This is a genomic window from Streptomyces sp. NPDC089919 (genome assembly GCF_040684615.1).
In the GTDB taxonomy this organism is placed as follows: Bacteria; Actinomycetota; Actinomycetes; order Streptomycetales; family Streptomycetaceae; genus Streptomyces.
Genome location: NZ_JBFBGK010000127.1, coordinates 1 through 20,549, shown reverse-complemented (window position 1 = coordinate 20,549; position 20,549 = coordinate 1). Strand labels below are relative to the sequence as shown.

Annotated in this window: 15 protein-coding genes; 6 read left to right on the top strand and 9 right to left on the bottom strand. The window is 74.0% G+C overall.

Annotated elements, in window-relative coordinates; all coding sequences use genetic code 11:
• Positions 1-99: 99 nt before the first annotated feature.
• The 3 genes from sucB to AB0O40_RS33400 all read right to left on the bottom strand — a co-directional run bounded on the left by sucB (position 100) and on the right by AB0O40_RS33400 (position 5,180).
• Positions 100-1,890, bottom strand: a complete 1,791-nt coding sequence (gene sucB, locus AB0O40_RS33410; protein WP_365049268.1) for a 2-oxoglutarate dehydrogenase, E2 component, dihydrolipoamide succinyltransferase — start codon at positions 1,888-1,890, stop codon at positions 100-102.
• 56 nt (positions 1,891-1,946) lie between these two features.
• Positions 1,947-3,335 (bottom strand): dihydrolipoyl dehydrogenase, encoded by a 1,389-nt coding sequence (gene lpdA / locus AB0O40_RS33405; protein WP_365049267.1) that lies wholly within the window; start codon positions 3,333-3,335, stop codon positions 1,947-1,949.
• Between the two features lie 327 nt (positions 3,336-3,662).
• Complete coding sequence (locus AB0O40_RS33400) at positions 3,663-5,180, bottom strand: leucyl aminopeptidase (RefSeq protein WP_365049266.1); 1,518 nt, start codon at positions 5,178-5,180, stop codon at positions 3,663-3,665.
• 352 nt (positions 5,181-5,532) lie between these two features.
• Between AB0O40_RS33400 and AB0O40_RS33395 the strand changes: the two genes are divergently transcribed.
• The 5 genes from AB0O40_RS33395 to AB0O40_RS33375 all read left to right on the top strand — a co-directional run bounded on the left by AB0O40_RS33395 (position 5,533) and on the right by AB0O40_RS33375 (position 12,224).
• Positions 5,533-7,563, top strand: a complete 2,031-nt coding sequence (locus AB0O40_RS33395; RefSeq protein ID WP_365049265.1) for a hypothetical protein — start codon at positions 5,533-5,535, stop codon at positions 7,561-7,563.
• Between the two features lie 110 nt (positions 7,564-7,673).
• Positions 7,674-9,191 carry a GT4 family glycosyltransferase PelF gene (gene pelF, locus AB0O40_RS33390; protein ID WP_365049264.1) on the top strand — a complete coding sequence of 506 codons (1,518 nt, stop codon included), beginning with the start codon at positions 7,674-7,676 and terminating at the stop codon, positions 9,189-9,191.
• Positions 9,188-10,726 (top strand): hypothetical protein, encoded by a 1,539-nt coding sequence (locus AB0O40_RS33385; protein ID WP_365049263.1) that lies wholly within the window; start codon positions 9,188-9,190, stop codon positions 10,724-10,726. The genes pelF and AB0O40_RS33385 overlap by 4 nt, the downstream gene beginning before the upstream one ends.
• Positions 10,723-11,403 carry a spherulation-specific family 4 protein gene (locus tag AB0O40_RS33380; RefSeq protein WP_365049262.1) on the top strand — a complete coding sequence of 227 codons (681 nt, stop codon included), beginning with the start codon at positions 10,723-10,725 and terminating at the stop codon, positions 11,401-11,403. The genes AB0O40_RS33385 and AB0O40_RS33380 overlap by 4 nt, the downstream gene beginning before the upstream one ends.
• On the top strand, positions 11,400-12,224 hold the full coding sequence (locus AB0O40_RS33375) for an endo alpha-1,4 polygalactosaminidase (RefSeq protein ID WP_365049261.1): 825 nt from the start codon (positions 11,400-11,402) through the stop codon (positions 12,222-12,224). The genes AB0O40_RS33380 and AB0O40_RS33375 overlap by 4 nt, the downstream gene beginning before the upstream one ends.
• Before the next feature lie 6 nt (positions 12,225-12,230).
• Here AB0O40_RS33375 and AB0O40_RS33370 read toward each other — a convergent pair whose 3' ends face one another.
• The 6 genes from AB0O40_RS33370 to AB0O40_RS33345 form a co-directional block, all read right to left on the bottom strand.
• Positions 12,231-13,604: a histidine-type phosphatase gene (locus AB0O40_RS33370; protein ID WP_365049260.1), complete on the bottom strand. Its 1,374-nt coding sequence runs from the start codon at positions 13,602-13,604 to the stop codon at positions 12,231-12,233.
• A gap of 118 nt (positions 13,605-13,722) precedes the next feature.
• Positions 13,723-14,895: a histidine kinase gene (locus AB0O40_RS33365; protein WP_365049269.1), complete on the bottom strand. Its 1,173-nt coding sequence runs from the start codon at positions 14,893-14,895 to the stop codon at positions 13,723-13,725.
• 66 nt (positions 14,896-14,961) lie between these two features.
• On the bottom strand, positions 14,962-15,708 hold the full coding sequence (locus AB0O40_RS33360; protein WP_365049259.1) for a hypothetical protein: 747 nt from the start codon (positions 15,706-15,708) through the stop codon (positions 14,962-14,964).
• A complete protein-coding gene (locus AB0O40_RS33355; protein WP_365049258.1) occupies positions 15,705-17,516 on the bottom strand; it encodes a phosphatidylglycerol lysyltransferase domain-containing protein in 1,812 nt (603 codons plus the stop codon). Before AB0O40_RS33355 ends, AB0O40_RS33360 begins: the two co-directional genes overlap by 4 nt.
• Before the next feature lie 126 nt (positions 17,517-17,642).
• Positions 17,643-18,701 carry a nicotinate-nucleotide--dimethylbenzimidazole phosphoribosyltransferase gene (gene cobT, locus AB0O40_RS33350; protein WP_365049257.1) on the bottom strand — a complete coding sequence of 353 codons (1,059 nt, stop codon included), beginning with the start codon at positions 18,699-18,701 and terminating at the stop codon, positions 17,643-17,645.
• 84 nt (positions 18,702-18,785) lie between these two features.
• A complete protein-coding gene (locus tag AB0O40_RS33345; protein ID WP_365049256.1) occupies positions 18,786-19,997 on the bottom strand; it encodes a bifunctional adenosylcobinamide kinase/adenosylcobinamide-phosphate guanylyltransferase in 1,212 nt (403 codons plus the stop codon).
• 138 nt (positions 19,998-20,135) lie between these two features.
• On the opposite strand from AB0O40_RS33345, the gene AB0O40_RS33340 reads away from it, so the two are divergent.
• Positions 20,136-20,348, top strand: a complete 213-nt coding sequence (locus AB0O40_RS33340; RefSeq protein WP_365049255.1) for a hypothetical protein — start codon at positions 20,136-20,138, stop codon at positions 20,346-20,348.
• Positions 20,349-20,549: the final 201 nt, after the last annotated feature.

Sequence of the window (20,549 nt, the reverse complement as noted above, 5' to 3'; positions counted from 1 at the left end):
AGTTGGTTACTTTTGCTTAGACTTTCCGGGTCCGCCCCCGCCCGTAGATTGCTCCGGGCGGGGGCGCCGACGGTGAGGCTCGTTACAAGCCCGGCGCCATCAGAGGCCGAGCTCGACCTCGAACTCGGCCGCCTCGAGGATCGCCTTGACCGCGGTCAGGTAGCGGGCGGCGTCCGCGCCGTCCACCAGACGGTGGTCGTACGAGAGCGACAGGTAGGTCATGTCGCGCACGCCGATGACCGTGCCCTCGGGGGTCTCGATGACCGCCGGGCGCTTGACCGTGGCACCGATGCCCAGGATGGCGACCTGGTTCGGGGGCACGATGACCGTGTCGAACAGCGCACCGCGCGAGCCGGTGTTGCTGATCGTGAAGGTCGCGCCGGACAGCTCGTCCGGGGTGATCTTGTTGCCGCGGACCTTGCCGGCCAGATCGGCGGTGGCCTTGGAGATACCGGCCAGGTTGAGGTCGCCCGCACCCTTGATGACCGGGGTCATCAGGCCCTTCTCGGAGTCCACGGCGATGCCGATGTTCTCCGAGTCGAAGTAGGTGATGGTGCCCTCGTCCTCGTTGATCCGGGCGTTGACGACCGGGTGGGCCTTCAGCGCCTGGGCCGCGGCCTTGACGAAGAACGGCATCGGCGAGAGCTTGACGCCCTCACGGGCCAGGAACGAGTCCTTGGCCTTCCCGCGCAGCTTCATGATCTTGGTGATGTCCACCTCGACCACGGAGGTCAGCTGCGCCTGCGAGTGCAGCGCCTTCATCATGTTGTCGCCGATGACCTTGCGCATGCGGGTCATCTTGACGGTCTGGCCGCGCAGCGGCGAGACCTCCAGCGCCGGGGCCTTGGCGGCAGCCGGAGCGGCGGCCGGGGCGGCGGGGGCCTTGGCGGCCTCCGCGGCGGCGAGGACGTCCTGCTTGCGGATCCGGCCACCCACGCCGGTGCCGGTCACCGAGGACAGGTTGACGCCGGACTCCGAGGCCAGCTTGCGGACCAGCGGGGTCACGTACGCGCCCTCGTCGCCGGAGACCGCGGCCGGAGCGGCCGGAGCCACCGGAGCCGGGGCGGCGACCGGAGCCGGCGCCGGAGCGGCGGCCGGAGCCGGAGCGGCCACGGGGGCCGGGGCGGCCGGGGCCGGCGCCGGAGCGGCCGGGGCAGCGGGAGCCGGAGCCGGCGCGGCCGGAGCCGGAGCGGCAGCCGGGGCCGGGGCGGCCGGAGCCGGAGCGGCGGCCGGAGCCGCGCCCGCAGCGCCGATCACGGCGAGACGGGCGCCGACCTCGGCGGTCTCGTCCTCGCCGACCAGGATCTCCAGCAGGGTGCCGGCGGCCGGCGACGGGATCTCGGTGTCGACCTTGTCGGTCGAGACCTCGAGCAGCGGCTCGTCGGCCTCGACGCTGTCGCCGACCGACTTCAGCCAGCGGGTGACGGTGCCCTCGGTGACGGACTCGCCCAGGGCGGGGAGCACGACATCGGTGCCGGAGGCAGCACCAGAGGGCGCGGCGTCAGCCGCTCCAGTGGAGCCGGTGCTTGCACCGGAGGCCGGGGCCTCCGCGACGGGGGCCGGGGCGGCCGGGGCCGCAGGGGCCTCGGCGACCGGGGCCGGAGCCGCGGCCGGCTCGGCGGCCGGAGCGGCGGCCGGGGCCGCGGCACCCGAGCCGTCGTCGATGATGGCCAGCTCGGCGCCGACCTCGACGGTCTCGTCCTCGGCGACCTTGATGGACGCCAGGATGCCCGAGGCGGGAGCCGGGATCTCGGTGTCGACCTTGTCGGTCGACACCTCGAGCAGCGGCTCGTCGGCCTCGACGCGCTCGCCCTCGGCCTTCAGCCAACGGGTGACAGTGCCCTCGGAGACGCTCTCACCGAGCGCCGGAAGGGTTACGGAAACCGACATGGTTTCAGTTGCTCCTTACGAAAGTGCGGAAGTGGTCGTCGCGCCCGTGACTGAAATTAGTCGTGTGCGTGCAGCGGCTTGCCGGCCAGGGCCAGGTGGGCCTCGCCGAGCGCCTCGTTCTGGGTCGGGTGCGCGTGGATGAGCTGCGCGACCTCGGCCGGCAGGGCTTCCCAGTTGTAGATCAGCTGGGCTTCGCCGACCTGCTCGCCCATCCGGTCACCGACCATGTGGACGCCGACCACGGCACCGTCCTTGACCTGGACGAGCTTGATCTCGCCCGCGGTCTTCAGGATCTTGCTCTTGCCGTTGCCGGCGAGGTTGTACTTGAGGGCGACGACCTTGTCCGCACCGTAGATCTCCTTGGCCTTGGCCTCGGTGATGCCGACGGAGGCGACCTCGGGGTGGCAGTACGTCACCCGCGGCACGCCGTCGTAGTCGATCGGGACGGCCTTCAGGCCGGCCAGCCGCTCCGCGACGAGGATGCCCTCGGCGAAGCCGACGTGCGCCAGCTGGAGGGTCGGGACCAGGTCGCCGACGGCCGAGACGGTCGGGACGTTGGTGCGCATGTACTCGTCGACCAGGACGTAGCCGCGGTCCATCGCGACGCCCTGCTCCTCGTAGCCCAGGCCCTGGGAGACCGGGCCGCGGCCGATGGCGACCAGCAGCACCTCGGCCTCGAAGGTCTTGCCGTCGGCCAGGGTCACCCGGACACCGGACTCGGTGTACTCGGCCGACTGGAAGAAGGTGCCGAGGTTGAACTTGATGCCGCGCTTGCGGAACGCGCGCTCCAGGATCTTGGAGCTGTTCTCGTCCTCGACGGGCACGAGGTGCTTGAGGCCCTCGATGACGGTGACGTCGGTGCCGAAGGACTTCCACGCCGAGGCGAACTCGACGCCGATGACGCCGCCGCCCAGGATGATCGCGGACTGCGGGACGCGGTCCAGCACCAGCGCGTGGTCGGAGGAGATGATGCGGTTGCCGTCGATCTCCAGGCCCGGCAGCGACTTCGGCACGGAGCCGGTCGCCAGCAGGACGTGGCGGCCCTCGATGCGCTGGCCGTTGACGTCGACGGAAGTCGGGGAGGAGAGGCGGCCCTCACCCTCGATGTAGGTCACCTTGCGGGAGGCGACCAGGCCCTGCAGGCCCTTGTACAGGCCGGCGATCACGTCGTCCTTGTACTTGTGCACGCCCGCGATGTCGATGCCCTCGAAGGAGGCCTTGACACCGAACTGGGCCGCTTCGCGCGCCTGGTCCGCGATCTCGCCCGCGTGCAGCAGGGCCTTCGTGGGGATGCAGCCGTTGTGCAGGCAGGTGCCGCCGAGCTTGTTCTTCTCGATCAGGGCAACGTCCAGACCCAGCTGCGAGGCCCGCAGCGCCGCGGCGTAGCCGCCACTGCCACCGCCGAGGATCACTAGGTCGAAAACGGTGCTGGCGTCGTTCGCCACGTCACGTCCTCCATGCATGTGCGCCGGGCACCGGCCTTCCGTGACCGGGCGGCGGCTGGTATTCGGCCGCTTTTCTTCGGCCCTGTGGTGGGGGCCCTGTCCTGCCGAGAACCCATCTTCGCATTTGTCGAGGGAAGACGGGACGCCGGGCCCGGGGTGCGGTGGGCCGATCCGCCCGAAACAGGGGTGACCGGCGGGTAGAAACGTACGGACCAGCGACGGATTTCGTCGAGAGTGAACAGGGCCCCGGACTGGTCCTCAGTCCGGGGCCCTGTTCTTCTCAAGCGATCATGCCGGCCGGCCGTCCGGCCGCCGGGCGGGGCCTCGTCAGCCCAGGTCGCCGGTGGCGGTGCGCTCGGCCAGCCGCACCAGGGTGCGGACCGCGGAGCCGGTGCCGCCCTTGGGGGTGTAGCCGTACGCGGCGCCCTCGTGGAAGGCCGGGCCCGCGATGTCGAGGTGCGCCCAGGTGATGCCCTCGCCCACGAACTCCTGGAGGAAGAGGCCGGCCACCAGACCGCCGCCCATCCGCTCACCCATGTTCGCCAGGTCGGCGGTGGGGGAGTCCATGCCCTTGCGCATGTCCGCCGGCAGCGGCATCGGCCAGGAGGCCTCGCCGACCTCCTCGGCGATCTCGTGGATCGCGGTGCGGAAGGCGTCGTCGTTGGCCATGATGCCGAAGGTGCGGTTGCCCAGCGCCAGCACCATCGCGCCGGTCAGGGTCGCCACGTCGACGATCGCGTCCGGACGGTCCTCGGAGGCCTTGGTCAGCGCGTCCGCCAGGACCAGGCGGCCCTCGGCGTCCGTGTTGAGGACCTCGACGGTCTTGCCGCTGTACATGCGCAGCACGTCGCCGGGGCGGGTGGCGGAGCCGGAGGGCATGTTCTCGGCGAGCGCCAGCCAGCCGGTGACGTTGACCTCGAGGCCCAGGCGGGCCGCGGCGACCACGGAGGCGAAGACGGCGGCCGCGCCGGCCATGTCGCACTTCATCGTCTCGTTGTGGCCGGCCGGCTTCAGGGAGATGCCGCCCGAGTCGTAGGTGATGCCCTTGCCGACGAAGGCGAGGCTCTTGGCCGCCTTGGGGTGCGTGTAGGAGAGCTTCACCAGGCGCGGCGGGGCCTCGGAGCCCTTGCCGACGCCCATGAGGCCGCCGTACCCGCCCTTGAGCAGGGCCTTCTCGTCCAGCACCTGGACCTTGACGCCGATCTCCTTGGCGGTGGCCTGGGCCACCGCGGCGAAGGCCTCGGGGGTGAGGTCGTTCGGCGGGGTGTTCACGAGGTCGCGGGCGATGTTGACCTCGGTCGCGACGATCTTGGCGCGCTCGACCGCGGCCTTGTGCTCCTTGTCGCGGGGCTTGGCGCCCAGCAGGGCCACCTCGGCCAGCGGGCCCTTCTTGGCGTCCTTCTTCTCGCCGCCCTGGTAGGCGGTGAAGGCGTACGCGCCCAGCAGCGCGCCCTCGGCCACGGCGGTCACCGCGGAGGCGTCCTCCAGCGGCAGCGCGAAGGCGGCCTTCTTGGCGCCGTGCAGGGCGCGGGCGGCCGCACCGGCGGCCCGGCGCAGCGCGTCCTCGTCGTACGACTCGTCCTTCTCCGGGGCGCTGCCCAGGCCCACGGCCAGCACGACGGGGACCTTGAGACCGTCGGGGGCCGGCAGCTTGGTGACCTCGCCGTCGGCGCCCGAGGCGCCCAGGGCGTCCAGGACGCCTGCGAGCTTGCCGTCGAACGCCTGGTCCACGGCCTCGGCGCCCGGCGCGACGACCGGACCCTTGGGGCCCTTGGCGACGCCCACGACGAGTGCGTCGGCGCGCAGCGTCGCAGCGCCGGCAGTGCTGAGAGTCAGAGCAGTCACGGTGGTGAGGTCTCGCTTCCATGTGATTTCGGGGGGCTGCAGCACGTCGGGGTCGCCGGCCGTGTTCAGCGATCGTATTCCGGCCCGACGCCTGGCAGAAACGAGCGTACGCGCCGGGGCCCACCCGTACGCCCCTACTCGGTTGGCGAGGTTGTTCGACCGAAAGGCGGCGCGGTTCACCCATCTGTGGTCTCTGCCTCAGGTTTGCCGATTAGACCTGACGAGGTCCGCGACACTCAAGCCACTCTCGCAAGGGGACGCGGGGTTCCTTTGCATGATTTCCACAGAGCCTCACCCGTACGGCCCCCGCCAGGGCCGGTGCCGGGGGGCTGCTGCGGGGGGAAAGGCCACGATGGTCAACAGGAACCGGATGAACCGGGCGGCCGCGGTCTGCGCGGCGGCGGTGCTCGCCTCGGTGGCGGTGCCCACGGCGACGGCGGGGGCCGCCGTCGTACCGCCCCGGATCGATCTGCAGGTGCTGGTGGTCGACGACGGGGGCAGCTCCGTCGAGGCGATCACCAGCGAGCTCAAGAACTCGGGGGTGCCCTTCAAGAAGCTGGCCCTGGCGGACGCCGGACGGCCGGTGATCAACGCGGCCTTCCTCGCCGACACGGTCGACGGCCGGCCGCGCGCCAAGTACCAGGGGGTGGTGCTGCCCAACGAGAACCCCTTCGGGGAGGGCTCCGCCGAGATGGCGGCGCTGGCCGCGTACGAGACCCAGTACGGGATCCGCCAGGTGGACGCGTACACCTGGGCGCACCCCGAGGTCGGCCTGGACTACACCGACAGCGGCGGCTACGCGGGGGTCCTGGACGGCACCACCGCGGCCGTCACCGCCGCGGGCAAGGCGGGTGCCTTCGGCTACCTCGCGGGTCAGTTCACCTTCGAGGACAACTCGAGCCTGATCCCGGAGAGCTACGGCTACCTCGGCCGCCCCCGGACCGGCTACACCAGCCTGGTCGACGCCCCCGTCGACGGCGGCCGGGCCTCGATGGTCGGCGAGTACACCCACGACGGCCGCACCGAACTGGTCGTCACCTTCGGCTACAACCAGTACCAGAAGCAGTTCCGGCTGCTGGCCCGCGGCATGGTCGACTGGCTCACCCAGGGCGTCCACCTCGGCCAGTCCCGCAACTACTTCGCCGTCCACGTCGACGACGTCTTCGCCCCCGACGCGCGCTGGAACCCCACGCTCAACTGCACGCCCGGGGACTTCGACTGCGCGGGCAGCGAGGAGGACACCGGCAGCACCATCCGGATGACCGCCGCCGACGCCCAGTACGCCGCCCAGTGGCAGCAGGCGCACGGCTTCACCCTCGACATGGTCTACAACGCGGGCGCCGGGGAGGAGTGGAAGACCGAGAACGGCGGCACCGACGCCCTCGCCGCCCAACTGGTCGCGGACCGGGCCAAGTACCGGTGGATCAACCACACCTACACGCACCCGTTCCTCGGCTGCGTCCAGGACGTCTCCGTCGTGCCCTGGAAGTGCACCGCCACCGCCGCCGGCGCCACCCAGTGGGTCAGCCGCTCCGAGATCGCCGGCCAGATCCGCGACAACAACAACTGGGCCGCCGCCAAGGGCCTCCCGATCGACCGCACCGAACTGGTCACCGGCGAGCACTCGGGCCTCAAGACCCTCCCGCAGCAGCCGGTCGACAACCCCAACCTGGCCGGCGCCCTCGCCGACACCGGGGTCCGCTGGATCGCCAGCGACAGCTCCCGCGAGCCCGGCCAGCGGGCCGTCGGCAACGCCCAGACCGTCCCGCGCTACCCGATGAACGTGTACTACAACACGGGCACCGCCGCCGAGATGACCGACGAGTACAACTGGCTCTACACCTCGAAGGCCGCCGGCGGCAGCGGGATCTGCGAGGACAACCCGGCCTCCACCTGCATGGCCCAGCCGCTGGACACCGCCGACGGCTACAGCTCGTACATCGTCCCGCAGGAGGCCCGCACGGCCCTGCGGCACGTCCTGGGCAACGACCCGCGGCCGCACTACGTCCACCAGTCGAACCTGGCCGAGGAGCGCATCCTCTACCCGGTGCTCAACGACGTCCTCGCCACCTACCAGTCGCTGTTCGCCGCCAACACCCCCCTGGTCAACCAGCGCCAGCGCGACCTCGGCGCCGAGCTGACCCGCCGCGCCGCCTGGGACAAGGCCCTCGCCGACGGCAAGGTCACCGCCTACCGGATCGGCACCACCGTCACCGTCAAGGCCCCGGCCGGCGTCGACGCCCCGGTGACCGCCCCCGAGGGCACCCGCAAGCAACAGCTGCTCGGCACCACCGCCTTCGGCACCGCCTACGCCGGCAACCGCTCGGCCTGGACCAACCCCGACCTGCTGCAGTCCGCCGTCACCCTCAAACTGCCCAGCTGATCCGGGCGGGCCGCCGGCCCGTCCGCCCCACCCCACCCTGCCTGCACCACCTCGCCGGCGCACCCGCAACCGGGGCGCCGGCACCTTTGAGTCCTGGGGGGACACAGCACATGAGCCATGGGCGTCACGTCACCATGCTCACCGAAGGCACCTACCCACACGTCCACGGCGGCGTCAGCACCTGGTGCGACCAACTGGTCCGCGGCATGCCGGAGGTCGACTTCAACGTCGTCGCCCTCACCGGCACCGGCCGCGAGCCCGTCACCTGGGAACTGCCGCGCAACGTCTACCGGCACACCGCGGTCCCCCTCTGGGGACCCCCGCCCGGCAGGTCCCGCCGCACCGCGCTCCGCGGCCGCGCCCACCGCCGCTTCACCGCCACCTACGAACGCTTCGTCACCTCCCTCCTCGACCCCGCCGCCGCCGGGGAGTTCCCCGGCGCGCTGCGCGAGTTCGCCGCCCTGGCCCGCACCGGACGGCTGTCGGCGGCCCTGCGCACCGAGTCCGTGCTGCGGGTCCTGATGGACGTGTGGACCCGCCCGGGCCTCGCCGTCGCCGGCGCCGGCCCCACCATCCACGACGCCCTCACCGCGGGCGACCTGCTCGAGCACGCGCTGCGCCCGCTGGCCGTACGGATCCCCAGGGACTGCGTGGCCCATGCCGTCAGCAGCGGCCTGGCCACCCTGCCCGCACTGGCCGCCAAACACCTCGACGGGGTCCCCTTCCTCCTCACCGAGCACGGCATCTACCTGCGCGAGCGCTACCTCGGCTACCGCAGCCAGGCCCAGCGCTACCCGGTCAAGGCCCTGCTGCTCGGCTTCTACCGCCAGCTCAACTCCGAGGGCTACCGCGAGGCCGACCTGATCACCCCCTGCAACCAGTACAACCGGCGCTGGGAGGAGCGCGGCGGGGCCCCCGCGGACCGGATCCGCACCGTCTACAACGGCGTCGACCCGCACCTCTTCCCCGACGCCGGCCCCGAACCGGAGGTACCCACCCTCAGCTGGTGCGGCCGGATCGACCCCATCAAGGACCTGGAGACCCTGATCCGGGCCTACGCGCTGATCCGCGCCGAACTCCCCGAGCTGCGGCTGCGGCTGTTCGGCCCGGTCCCGGCCGGCGGCGAGGACTACCAGATGCGCCTGGAGAAGCTCGCCGCCCAGCTCGGCGTCAGCGACGGCATCACCTACGAGGGCCGGATCACCCAGGTCGCCAAGGCCTACGCGGCCGGCAGCGTGGTGATGCTCTCCAGCATCAGCGAGGGCTTCCCCTTCAGCATCATCGAGGCCATGTCCTGCGGCCGGACCACCGTCTCCACCGATGTCGGCGGGGTCCGCGAGGCGGTCGGCGACACCGGCCTGGTGGTGCCGCCGCGCGAACCGGAACTGATGGCCAGGGCCACCCTCGCACTGCTCCGCGACGACGGGCGCCGGGCCGAGCTGGGCCGGCTCTCCCGCAAGCGGGTGGTCGAGAAGTTCACCCTGCACCAGTCGGTGGACGGCTTCCGGCACATCTACCGGGAGCTGGCCGGCACCCCGGCCGTCCCCCGCATCAGCGGCCCCGGCTGGCCGGTACCCGTCGCCGACCCCTGGTGCCGGGAGCTCGCAGCAGACGGTTCCCTCTGGTGAGCGGGCCGCTGTGGCTGACCCCGGGCGCCCGCTCGGTGGACGACGCCCTGCCCGTGATCCCGCGGCCCCGCCGCCCGGCCGGACCGCCGCCCGCCGACCCGATGGAGGAACTGGCCGACCGGCTCGGCACCCTGGTCGCCGGGGCGGTGCACCCGGACGAGATCGCCGCCGTCCTCGAGTCCGACGGCATGACCGACGAGCACATCCGCCTCGCCTACGGCCGCCCCGACTCCTTCACCCTCGCCGAGGACCTGTACGAGAAGGTGCCCCGGCGCTTCACCGAGCCGGCCGGGGCGCCCGCCGACCCCTGGCGGGTCTCCCTGACGGCCTGTCTGCTGCGCGGCTTCGTCTTCGCGCTGCCCGGACTCGCGTACGTCCTGGGCGCCCCGCTCCTGGAGGGCCCCCGGGACCGGCTCGGGCTGCCCGCCGGCACCCTCACCCTGCTGGCCGGGGCGCTGATCGGCTGGGTCTGGGACCAGACCCTGTCCCACCGGGCCTACTCCTGGCTCGGCCTGGGCGACCGGGCAGCGGCGGGGCGCACCCTGCTCGTCGGCGCCCCGGCCGGGGCGCTGCTGGGCACGGCCGCCGCCCTCGCGGTGCCCGGGCCCGCCTTCTGCGTGGCCTTCGCCGCCGGGCAGTCGCTCTACGTGGGCGCGGCCACCGTGCTGCTCGTCATGGGCCGCGAACGCGTCCTGCTGCTCGCCCTGTCGCCCATGGCGCTGGGCGCCCCGGTCGCGCTGGCGGTGGGCATGCCGGTGCCGCTGCGGGTCGGGCTGCTGGCCGCCTCCCTGCTGGCCGCCTGCACGCTCGCGGTCCGGGAGCTGCCGGTGGCCGCCGGCGTCCGGTCGCTGCGGGCCCGGCTCCGCGGCCGGGCCGCCGCCCGGCGCGACCGGGACGCGGTGCACTGGCGGATGCTGCGGGGCGCCGAGGAGAGCCCGGTGCCCCGGGGCCCCCGGCTGGCCGACTCGGTGCCCTTCGGCGTCTTCGGCCTCGGCACCGGCCTGCTGGTGCTGTACGCGGCCCTCGGGGACGTGCTGGCCGGCGGGCCGGCCGAGGCGGTGGCCGCGCCCTCCGCGGTGGCGCTCACCCTCAGCATGGGACCGGCCGAGTGGCTGCTGCACCGCTTCCGCAGCGGCAGCCTGGCCGGGCTGCGGGCGGCCCGCACCACCGGCGCCTTCTGGCGGGCCACCCTCACCACCCTCGCCGAATGCCTCACCTGCTACCTGGGCGTCCTGCTCGCCCTGGGCGTCGCCGGGACCCTGCTGTGGCCGGGCTCGCCGGGGCTGGCCGGGGTACGGCTGGTCACCCTGCTGCTGCTCGGGGCCGTGATGTGGACCGGGCTGCTGCTCCAGTCCTTCGGCGCGGTGCGGATCGCCGCCGGGGTGTGCGGGGCCGCCGCGGTGGTCCAGAGCACCGCGCTGCTCACCGGCGCCGCCCATCCGCGGCTGGTCCAGCTGGTGGTGGCGGCCGCCGCCGCGGCGGCGCTGGCCGGGCTGGTCTGCGTCCTGCTGGGGCGGGCTACTGCGCACCGATGACGAACGGTCCCCGAACAAAGAAGGACGTCATGCTGCTGGTGCCGCTCTACGAGCATCCCGCCGACCGGCCCGCGGACTGGGAGGCCCTGATCCGGTCCGCCGACCGGCTGCGGGCCGTGGTCCTCAACCCCGACAGCGGGCCCGGGCCCGGGGCCGACTCCGGCTTCCTGGCCGTCACCCACCGGCTGCGCGACGCGGGCGTCCCGGTGGTCGGGTACGTGGACACCGACTACGGCCGCCGCTCGCACGGCGAGGTGGTCGGGGACCTGCTGCGCTACCGCGACTGGTACGGCACCGACGGCGCCTTCCTCGACCAGGCCGCCGGGGAGGGGGAGTTCCTGCCCCACTACCGGCGGCTGGCGGTAGCTGCCCGGGCGGCCGGGGCGCGCACCCTGGTCCTCAACCACGGCGCGCACCCGCACCCGGGCTACGCCGAACTGGCCGACGTCCTGGTGACCTTCGAGGGTCCCTGGGACGCCTACCAGGAGGCCGTGGTGCCCGAGTGGACCGGCGCGCACTCGCCCGAGCGGTTCTGCCACCTGGTGTACGGGGTACCGGACGGCGCCCCGGCGGCCGAACTGGCCCTGTCCCGCGGCGCGGCCGTGCACTGCGCGGTGCCCGGCGCCGGTACGCATCCCTGGTGCAGCCTGCCCTCCGCCCTGGAAGGGGCGCGGTGAGGGCCCGCCGGGCGGTGGCCGCCCTGCTGCTGGTGCTCGCCGCCCTCGCCGGCTGCGACGGCCCGCCGGGTCCGGCCCCGGGCCCCTCGGCCTCCGTACCGCCACCGACCGGGACGCCGGGCCCGCGGTGGCAGCCGCGCCCGGGCACCGGCTGGCAGTGGCAGCTCAGCGGCCGGCTCGACCTGTCGGTGGACGCCCCGGTCTACGACGTGGACGCCTTCACCACCACCGCGGCGGAGGTCGCCGAGCTGCACCGCAAGGGCCGCAAGGTCATCTGCTACCTGAACACCGGCGCCTGGGAGGAGTTCCGCCCGGACGCCGGGGCCTTCCCGAAGGCCCTGCTGGGGCACGGCGACGGCTGGGCGGGCGAGCGCTGGCTGGACGTGCGGCGCACCGAGGTGCTGGAGCCGCTGATGGCCGCCCGCATCGACATGTGCCGGGCCAAGGGCTTCGACGCGGTGGAGCCGGACAACATGGACGGGTACGCGAACGGCTCCGGTTTCCCCCTGACCGCCGCCGACCAGCTCCGCTACAACCGGCTGATCGCCCGCCTCGCCCACCGCCGGGGGCTGGCCGTGGGCCTCAAGAACGACCTGGACCAGATCCCCCAGCTGGTGGGCGAGTTCGACTTCGCGGTCAACGAACAGTGCGCCCAGTACGGCGAGTGCGACCGGCTGACCCCCTTCGTCAAGGCCGGCAAGGCCGTCTTCCACGCCGAGTACGAGCTGCCGGCGAGCCGCTTCTGCGCCGACTCCCGGCGCCTGGGGCTGAGTTCCCTCGTCAAGAGGTACGAGCTCGGCCCCTGGCGCCGGACCTGCTGAGCCGGGTCAGCGGCCGGTCCGTCCGAAGCAGCGCTCCAGCTCGTCCAGTGCGTAGAAGGAGCTGTGCCCCGCCACCGGCCGGCACGCGGGCTTGAAGGCCGTCGGCTTCTCGTTGTAGAGCATCCGGACCAGGAAGCTGTCGCCCTTGCGGAAGAGGTCCCACTGGATGTTGGCGGCCATCGGCGAGACGGTGGCGCCCCGCCAGGGGTTCTCGGCGTAGGTGTACGGGCGGTCGGCGGCGGCCTGGACGGTGCTGCCGGGCAGCCCCATCAGGGCGGCCAGCGGGATGACCTCCTCGGCGTGGGTGAAGCGCAGCTCGGCGGCGAGCCCGCCGGTGCCGGCCCGCCTGGCCTCGAGCTTCTTGAACAGGTCGTCCAGGAGCACCCCGGCCATCTTGTACGTGATGTCCGAGCCGGTGAAGCCGGGGCCCTTGCTGTAGAACTCCTCGGCGTTGTCGAGGTACCCGAACCAGGCGGCCTCGGCCGGACCGATGTAGCGGTCCAGGTGCCACCGGCCCTCGTCGCTGAGCGCGGGCGTGACGCTGTACAGGTTGAACACCGCCTGTGCGGCGCCGATCTCGTCGCCGCCGAACTCCCCGGCCGCGACGCGGTCGACGAAGGGCGCGGTGAAGATCCGCTCCAGCACCCGCCGGGCGGCCCGGTGGCTGCGGTCCTGGTCGCGGATCCCCGCCAGGGTGGCGGCCAGCCGCGGGTCGTGGTCGACGTAGTCCCGGTAGTCCGCGTTCTCGGGCGCCTTGTGGAAGTAGAGGAGCGCGGTGTCCTTGCGGGCCGGGGTCACCGCGGCGGCCAGCGCCGGGTCACCGTCGACCAGGCCCCCGACGAAGGCGGCGCCGGTGTCGGCCGCCCGGGTCTGGCCGGAGCTGACCACGTCGATGGTCCCGGCGCCCGCCGGGTTCCCGGCGTCCCGGGCCACGGCCGCGAACAGCCCGGGCAGCCGCTGCTTCATCCGGGCCGCGGTCTGCCGCGCCTCGCGCTTGCCGCGGCCGGTCAGCTGCCCGTACCCGACCTTCGCGTTGGCGTCGAGCAGCGAGCGGACCTCGGCCGCGAAGCCCTGGCCGCGCGGGGTCAGGGCGCCCGCGTCGGCGGCCCGCTGCCACAACGCCAGCAGCAGGTCGCCGTCCTCGGAGTCGCTCAGGGCGCGGGAGCCGTGCCGGGAGACGTTCTCGGTGAAGACGGCGGTGTACCCGGCCGGCGGCCGCGGCAGCGTCCAGGGCCGCTGCCCCGGCTCGTACGGGTGCTTGGTGGTGGCGGGCGCGGCGGCGGGGGAGCGGTGGTCGGCCGCGGCGGGGGCACCGGCCGCGCCGGCCAGCAGGGCGGCGGCGGCCAGGGCCGCGGCGGAGGAGGAGATGCGTCGTCGCATGAGGGGGCCCATCGGGATCGGTCGGGTGTGCGGAGGCTGCTGGATCCCATCCGGTCCACGTGAGCACCCGCCGACCCCCGGGTGACCGCCGGCTGAACTCCCGGCGCGGCGCGTTCCGTCAGGCGCCGGCGGGCAGCGGGAGGACGGCGTGGACGCGGTAGCCGCCGCCGAAGCGGGGCGCCGCCGTGCAGGTGCCGCCCAGGGCGCCGGCCCGCTCCCGCATCCCGAGCAGGCCGTGCCCGCCGCCCGGGTCGGGGGCCCGGTCGGCCGGCTCGCCGCCGTCGTCGAGGACCGTGACCTCCACCGTCGGGCCCACCCGCACCACGCTGACCTCGGCCCGGGCGCCGGCCCCGGCGTGCTTGCGGACGTTGGTCAGCGCCTCCTGGATCACCCGGTAGGCGGCCAGGTCCACCGCGGCCGGCAGCGGCGCCTCGGTCCGGTCCCGGGCCACCTCGACCGGCAGCCCGGCGTGCCGGAAGGTCTCCACCAGCTCGTCGAGGACGGCCAGTCCGGGGGCCGGCTCGGTGGGGGCCTCCGGGTCGCCGGACTGGCGCAGCAGCCCGACGGTGGCCCGCAGTTCGTTCAGCGCCGACCGGCTGGCCTCGCGGACGTGCGCCAGCGCCTCCTTGGCCTGGTCGGGCCGCTTGTCCATGACGTGCGCCGCCACCCCTGCCTGGACGTTGACCAGGGCGATGTGGTGGGCGACGACGTCGTGCAGGTCCCGGGCGATGCGCAGCCGCTCCTCGGCCACCCGCCGCCGGGCCTCCTCCTCACGGGTCCGCTCGGCGCGTTCGGCCCGCTCCTGGATCGCGTCGACGAAGGCCCGCCGGCTGCGGACCGCGTCCCCGGCGGCGGCCGCCATACCGGTCCAGGCGAAGATCGCCAGGTTCTCCTGGGCGTACCAGGGCAGCGGCCCGGCCAGCATGGCCACCGCCGTCAGGCCGGTCATGGTCAGCAGTCCCACCCGCCAGGTGGTGGGCCGGTCGGTGCGGGCGGCGACCGTGAAGAGGGCGACCACCGCGCACATCGGCACCGGCGCCCGGGGCGGCCCGGACAGCAGCTCGGCCAGCGACAGCGCACCGGTGGCCGCGAGCACCGGCATCGGCCGGCGGCGGCGCAGCACCAGCGAGGCCGCGCCCAGCAGCATCAGGACCACCCCGACGAGGTCCGGCGAGCGCATCCGGAAGCCGGCCTCGTAGCTGCCGGGCGGCTCCACGAAGGAGCCGAGGACCATGGCCACGAGCACGCCCAGGGCCAGGACGGCGTCCGTGGCCAGCGGATGGCGCCGCATCCACTGGCGGGTGGGCGCGAGTCCGGGGGTCAGCCCGGGGGACAGGGGGGTGCTCACCCCGACACGTTACGTCCTGGCACCGGGGCCCGGGCCCGGCCCGGCGGGTCCCGTCGCCCCCGGTCCCGGCGCACCGGGGCGCGGCGCTCCGGCCGGCGGCACCACCGGCCGCGGCGGCACCCCCCGCCAGGCCACCCGTACCGCGATGACCAGCAGCACCACGGCGATGGCCGCCAGGTGCTCCTTGCCCGCCAGGTTGTCCTTGAGCAGCACCTCGCCGACCATCCCGAGGACCACCAGCCCCCCGGTCAGGTACGCCCGGTAGCGCCAGCACACGTACACCGCCAGCCCCACCACCGCGGCCGACGGCCCGGTGTCGTTGACCAGCTTGTCCGACTCGGGCAGTCCCAGCGGGTGGTCGGGCCCCAGCGCGATCCCCACCCGGGCGTACATGGTCCCGGCGAGCGTGGCGAGGTACCCGATCAGCAGCGTGCGCCACCAGCCGATGCAGATCTCGGCGATCCCGAAGACCAGCAGGATCTGCGCCAGCGCCCCCCACACCGGCAGGTCCAGGGCCGGGACGAAGAGGGAGAGGGGGGTGCGCAGCAGGGCCGGCCCGATCGGGTCGGTGGCGTGCACGAAGCCGATGTCCTGGACCGGCCGCAGCCCCCAGGACTGGTTCTGGACGATCTGGAAGCAGGAGGTCAGGGCGACCGCGATCAGGGTCATCGGCACGGCCCGCCACCGCCGGGTGACGAGCGCGTCGCGGACGGTGCCGTACAGCGGGCCCCATTCGCGGCGGACGAACTCCCTCAACGCTTGGTCTCCAGATGTCTGCGGTGCAGCCACTTCGGCAGTCCGGGGGCCTCCAGGAAGCCCTCGGCCCGGCCCGCGGCGACACCGATGCGCAGCAGGTCGGAACTCTTCTCGAAGAGCATGAACCGCGGTTCCCAGATAGGCCGGTATTTCGCATTCGCCCGGTACAGCGATTCGATCTGCCACCAGCGCGAGAAGAAGCTCAGCAGGGAGCGCCACAGCCGCAGCACCGGGCCCGCGCCCAGCCGGGAACCCCGCTCGAAGACCGAGCGGAACATCGCGAAGTTCAGCGAGACCTGGGTGACCCCGATCTCCTTGGAGCGTTCCAGGAGTTCGATGACCATGAACTCCATCAGGCCGTTCTCGGAGTCCCGGTCACGGCGCATCAGGTCCAGCGACAGGCCCTTGGGGCCCCAGGGCACGAAGGACAGCAGCGCCCGCAGCTCGCCGCTCCCGTCGGTGCACTCCAGCATCACGCACTGGCCGTCGGCGGGGTCGCCCAGCCGGCCCAGCGCCATGGAGAAGCCGCGCTCGGTGGCGCCGTCGCGCCAGTCGTCGGCGCGCCGCAGCAGCTCGTCCATCTCCTCGGCCGGGATGTCCGCGTGGCGCCGGATCCGGACGGTGTAGCCGGCCCGCTTGACGCGGTTGTAGGCCTGCCGGACGGTGCGCATGGCCCGGCCCTCGAGGGTGAACTCGTCGGTCTCGACGATCGCCTCGTCGCCCAGCTCCAGGGCGTCCAGGCCGTGCCGCGCGTAGATCGTGCCGGCCTCCTCGCTCGCGCCCATCACCGCGGGCACCCAGCCGTGTTCGCGGGCCTCGGCCAGCCAGGGCTCGATCGCCCCCGGCCAGGCCTCGGGGTCGCCGATCGGGTCGCCGGAGGCCAGCGAGACCCCGCCGACCACGCGGTAGGCGATGGCGGCCTTGCCGGTGGGGGACCAGATCACGCTCTTCTCGCGGCGCAGCGCGAAGTAGCCGAGGGAGTCCCGGTCGCCCTGCTTGGCGAGCAGGGCGCGCAGCCGCTCCTCGTCCTCCTCGGTCAGCGGGTCGACGGCCTTGCGGGAGCGGAAGGCCGCGTACAGCACGGCCAGCAGGAGCAGCGTGGAGATGACGTTGATGGCCACGTCCACCCAGCCGGGGGTGTTGATGCCCGGGTACCGCGAGGCGTCGGTCTCCAGCGTGACCAGCCGGACCACGCCGTAGTGCCAGCGGTGCATGAAGGAGGAGCCGGGCGCGTCCGGGGTGGTGTTGGTGGCGCCCACCAGCAGGGCCGCGACCAGCGAGGTGACCAGCAGGCCGAGCACCGCGACCGCGGCGGCCAGCTTGGGGTTGGACCGGTCGCCCTTGGCGTAGAACTCGCGCCGGCTCAGCAGCAGTGCGACGACGAAGACCAGGGTCAGGCCGAGCGAGACCCAGTTCTGCGCGTGCCGGCGGATGTCCTCCGAAATCGTGAAGACGAAGCAGAGGCCGAGCAGCAGCAGCCCGCTGAGGACCAGGTTGAGGATCCAGGAGGCCCGCTTGCGGCGCCGCATGGTCATCGCCATGAAGAGGGTGAAGAGCCCGGAGGCGAAGCCGGCCGTCAGCATGTACGGCGTGTAGAAGTCGTTGGCGTTGTGGCGCCGCAGGTCGGCGCCGAAGGACACCCACACGGCGCTGAGGAAGTTGAGGAACGCGACCGTGCGCAGGTACCAGACGGCGAAGCCGGCGGTGCGGCGGGACCGGGCGGTGCTGCGGACCGGATCGCGGTCCTCCCCGCGCGGGTCCCGGCCGCCCTCACGGCCGGGAACGCGTTCGGTGTCTACGGTAGCCAAGCGGACTTCTCCCATGAAAAACGATGATATGGGGCATCGTCCCGCATGTGAGACACACTCAGGTGTGAGAGTCGCTCATGTACGAGCCCGGGTCGGCGGCCTGGTCGGGACCGCTTCCCCGGGATGTCACTCCGCCGCCGCCTCCCGTACCGGCAGCTCCGCGGCAAGGGCGGCGGCGGCCTGTACGAGGGGCAGGGCGAGCAGTGCCCCGGTCCCTTCTCCTACTGTGACGCCGTGGTCGAGCAACGGGTTGAGCGCCATGCGGTCCAATGCCTTGGCCTGTCCCGGTTCGCCGCTCGCCGCACCCGCCAGCCACCAGTCCGGTGACCGGAAGGCGGCGCGCTGCGCGACCAGCGCACAGGCCGCCGAGACCACCCCGTCGAGGATGACCGGGGTGCGCCGCACCGCGCTCTGCAGCAGGAAGCCGGTGATCGCCGCCAGGTCCGCCCCGCCGACCGCGGCCAGCAGCGCCACCTGGTCGCCCAGCACCGGGCGGGCCCGGCGCAGCGCGTCGCGGATCGCCCCGCACTTGCGCATCCAGGCCAGGTCGTCGATCGGCCGGCCGCCGCGGCCGGTCACCACCGAGGCGTCGGTGCCGCACAGCGCGGCCACCAGGGTCGCGGCGGCGGTGGTGCCGCCCACGCTCAGGTCGCCGAGGACGACCAGGTCGGTGCCGGAGTCGGCCTCCTCGTCGGCCACCGCCATGCCCAGCCGCAGGGCCGCGTCCACCTCCTCGGCGGTCAGCGCGTCCTCGACGTCGATCCGGCCGCAGCCCCGCCGCACCCGGCGGGCGCTGACCTCCTCGGGCAGCAGCTCCGGGTCGCAGTCCAGACCGGCGTCGACGATCCGGACGCCCGCGCCCAGCTGCCGGGCCAGCACCGCCACCGGCGCCCCGCCGTCCAGCACCCCCCGCACCAGCTCGTGGGCACCGCCCGCGGGACCCGCGGAGACGCCCAGCGAGGCGACGCCGTGGTCGCCCGCGAAGAGCACCACCCGGGGGCGCGCGACGGGGGTGACCGGTACCCGGCCCTGAGCCGCCGCCAGCCACTCGGCCAGCTCGTCGAGCCGCCCCAGCGCGCCGGGCGGTACGGCCAGCCGCTCACGGCGCTCTTCGGCGTCACGCCGTACGCCCGCGTCGGGCCGCTCGATCAGATCGGAGAAGTCGTCGAGGTTCAGCCTGGTCATCTGCCGAACAGTACAGGCGGCGGACGAACGCCCGGCCCCGGCCGGGGATCTTGCGGGGCGGACGGCTCCCGGGGCCCGCGGCCGTCAGCCGCGCAGCACCAGCACCTGACCGGCGACCACCAGCAGGACCTGCTCGCACTCGGCGGCCACCGCGGCGTTCAGCCGGCCCAGCTCGTCCCGGAAGCGACGGCCGGCCGGGGTGGCCGGGACGACCCCGGACCCCACCTCGTTCGAGACCAGCACCACCGTCCGCCGGGCCGCCCGGACCGCCGCCACCAGGGCGGCCGTCCGCTCCTCCAGCTGCTCCCGGCCGGTCGCCGCCCAGACCGCGTCGTCCCAGGCCCCGGCCCGGTCCATGGCGTCGGTCAGCCACAGCGCCAGGCAGTCGACCAGCAGCGGCGGACCGTCCGCGGCGAGCAGCGGGACCAGCTCGCAGGTCTCCGTGGTGCGCCAGGTGCCCGGCCGCCGGTCGCGATGGAGGGCGACCCGGGCCGCCCAGTCCGCGTCCCCGTCCCGGGTGCCGCCGGTGGCCACGTACTCCACCAGCGGGAAGGCCTCCAGCCGGCGCTCGGCCTCCACGGACTTGCCCGAGCGGGCGCCGCCCAGGACCAGGGTGCGGCGCGGCAGGTCGGGTACCAGGTGGTACTCGCCGACCACCAGCGTGGCGCCGTCCGGCACGGTGCGGGCCCCGGCCGCGGCCAGCCGCCGGTCCAGCTCGGGGCCGGGCGGCACGTCGTGGCCCAGGTGCACGGCGATCACGTCGGTGGTCGGCCCCACCGCCCCGCCGGCCCGCAGCCGGGCCAGCGCGTCCGGCCGCCCCACCGCGTCCAGCACCACCATCTCGTACGGGCGGACCGGCTTGCCGTTCGGCTCCCCGGCGCCGGCCGGCGCCCCGCCGGGCGGCAGGTAGAGCAGCCGCTCGCCGTCCGGGCCGGTCACCTCGTAGCCGGTGCCGGGGGAGTCCATCGCCACCGCCCGCACCCGGTGCCCGCTGATCACCGCCAGCTCGCGGCCGTCCGGCACCCGGACCGCGGACGGCAGCCCGGCCGGCAGCTCCACCGCCGGACCGTCGTGCGGATGGGTCAGCAGCACCTGCCGGACGCCGGCCAGCGAATGCCCGGCCCGGGCCGCGGCCAGCGCGGCGCCGGGGGTGAGGTCGAGCAGCAGCGCACCGTCCACCAGGAGGGCGGTGGCCGCGCGCGCCCGGGCGCCGACGGAGACGGCGCACGTGGCGCAGGGGCAGCCTGACCGGGGGAGCCCGTCGGGCGCGCCGGTGCCGAGGAGAGTCAGTTCCACGAGGATGATCCTCCCGCGTCGGTGCAAGTGGTGCGCGCCCGGCTACGCTGCGGGCAGGCCGGACTGGCGTACGGACCGCCCGAACGGGCATCACGTACCCACCGGCGGCGACCGGCGGAACGAACAACGGAGGCGTACATGGCGTGGACGTGGCGGTTCGAGGACGCGGCGGGTGCGGAGGTGGCTCCCTCCGTGGTGCCGGAGGAGTTCACCACTCAGGGGGATGCGGAGTCCTGGATCGGCGAGGTCTGGAAGGACCTCCTCGAGGGCGGCGTGGAGCAGGTCAAACTCTCCGACGACAACAACACCGAGCTCTACACCATGCCCCTGAAACCCGCCCTGGAGGCCTGACCCCCGGGGGCGCTGCCCGGCCCAGCCCCGCCGGCGCTTGAGGCGACCGTCGCCGGGTCGGCATACCCAGCCCAGCCGGCGTTTGAGGCGACCGTCGCGGAGCGGCGGTGTGGGGGATCCGGGGGCGGAGCCCACCGGTTTCGGGAAGGGGCGGGGTGGGGCTGGCTCCGCGCAGCGGCCGGGCGCGGGCCCGGGAGCCGC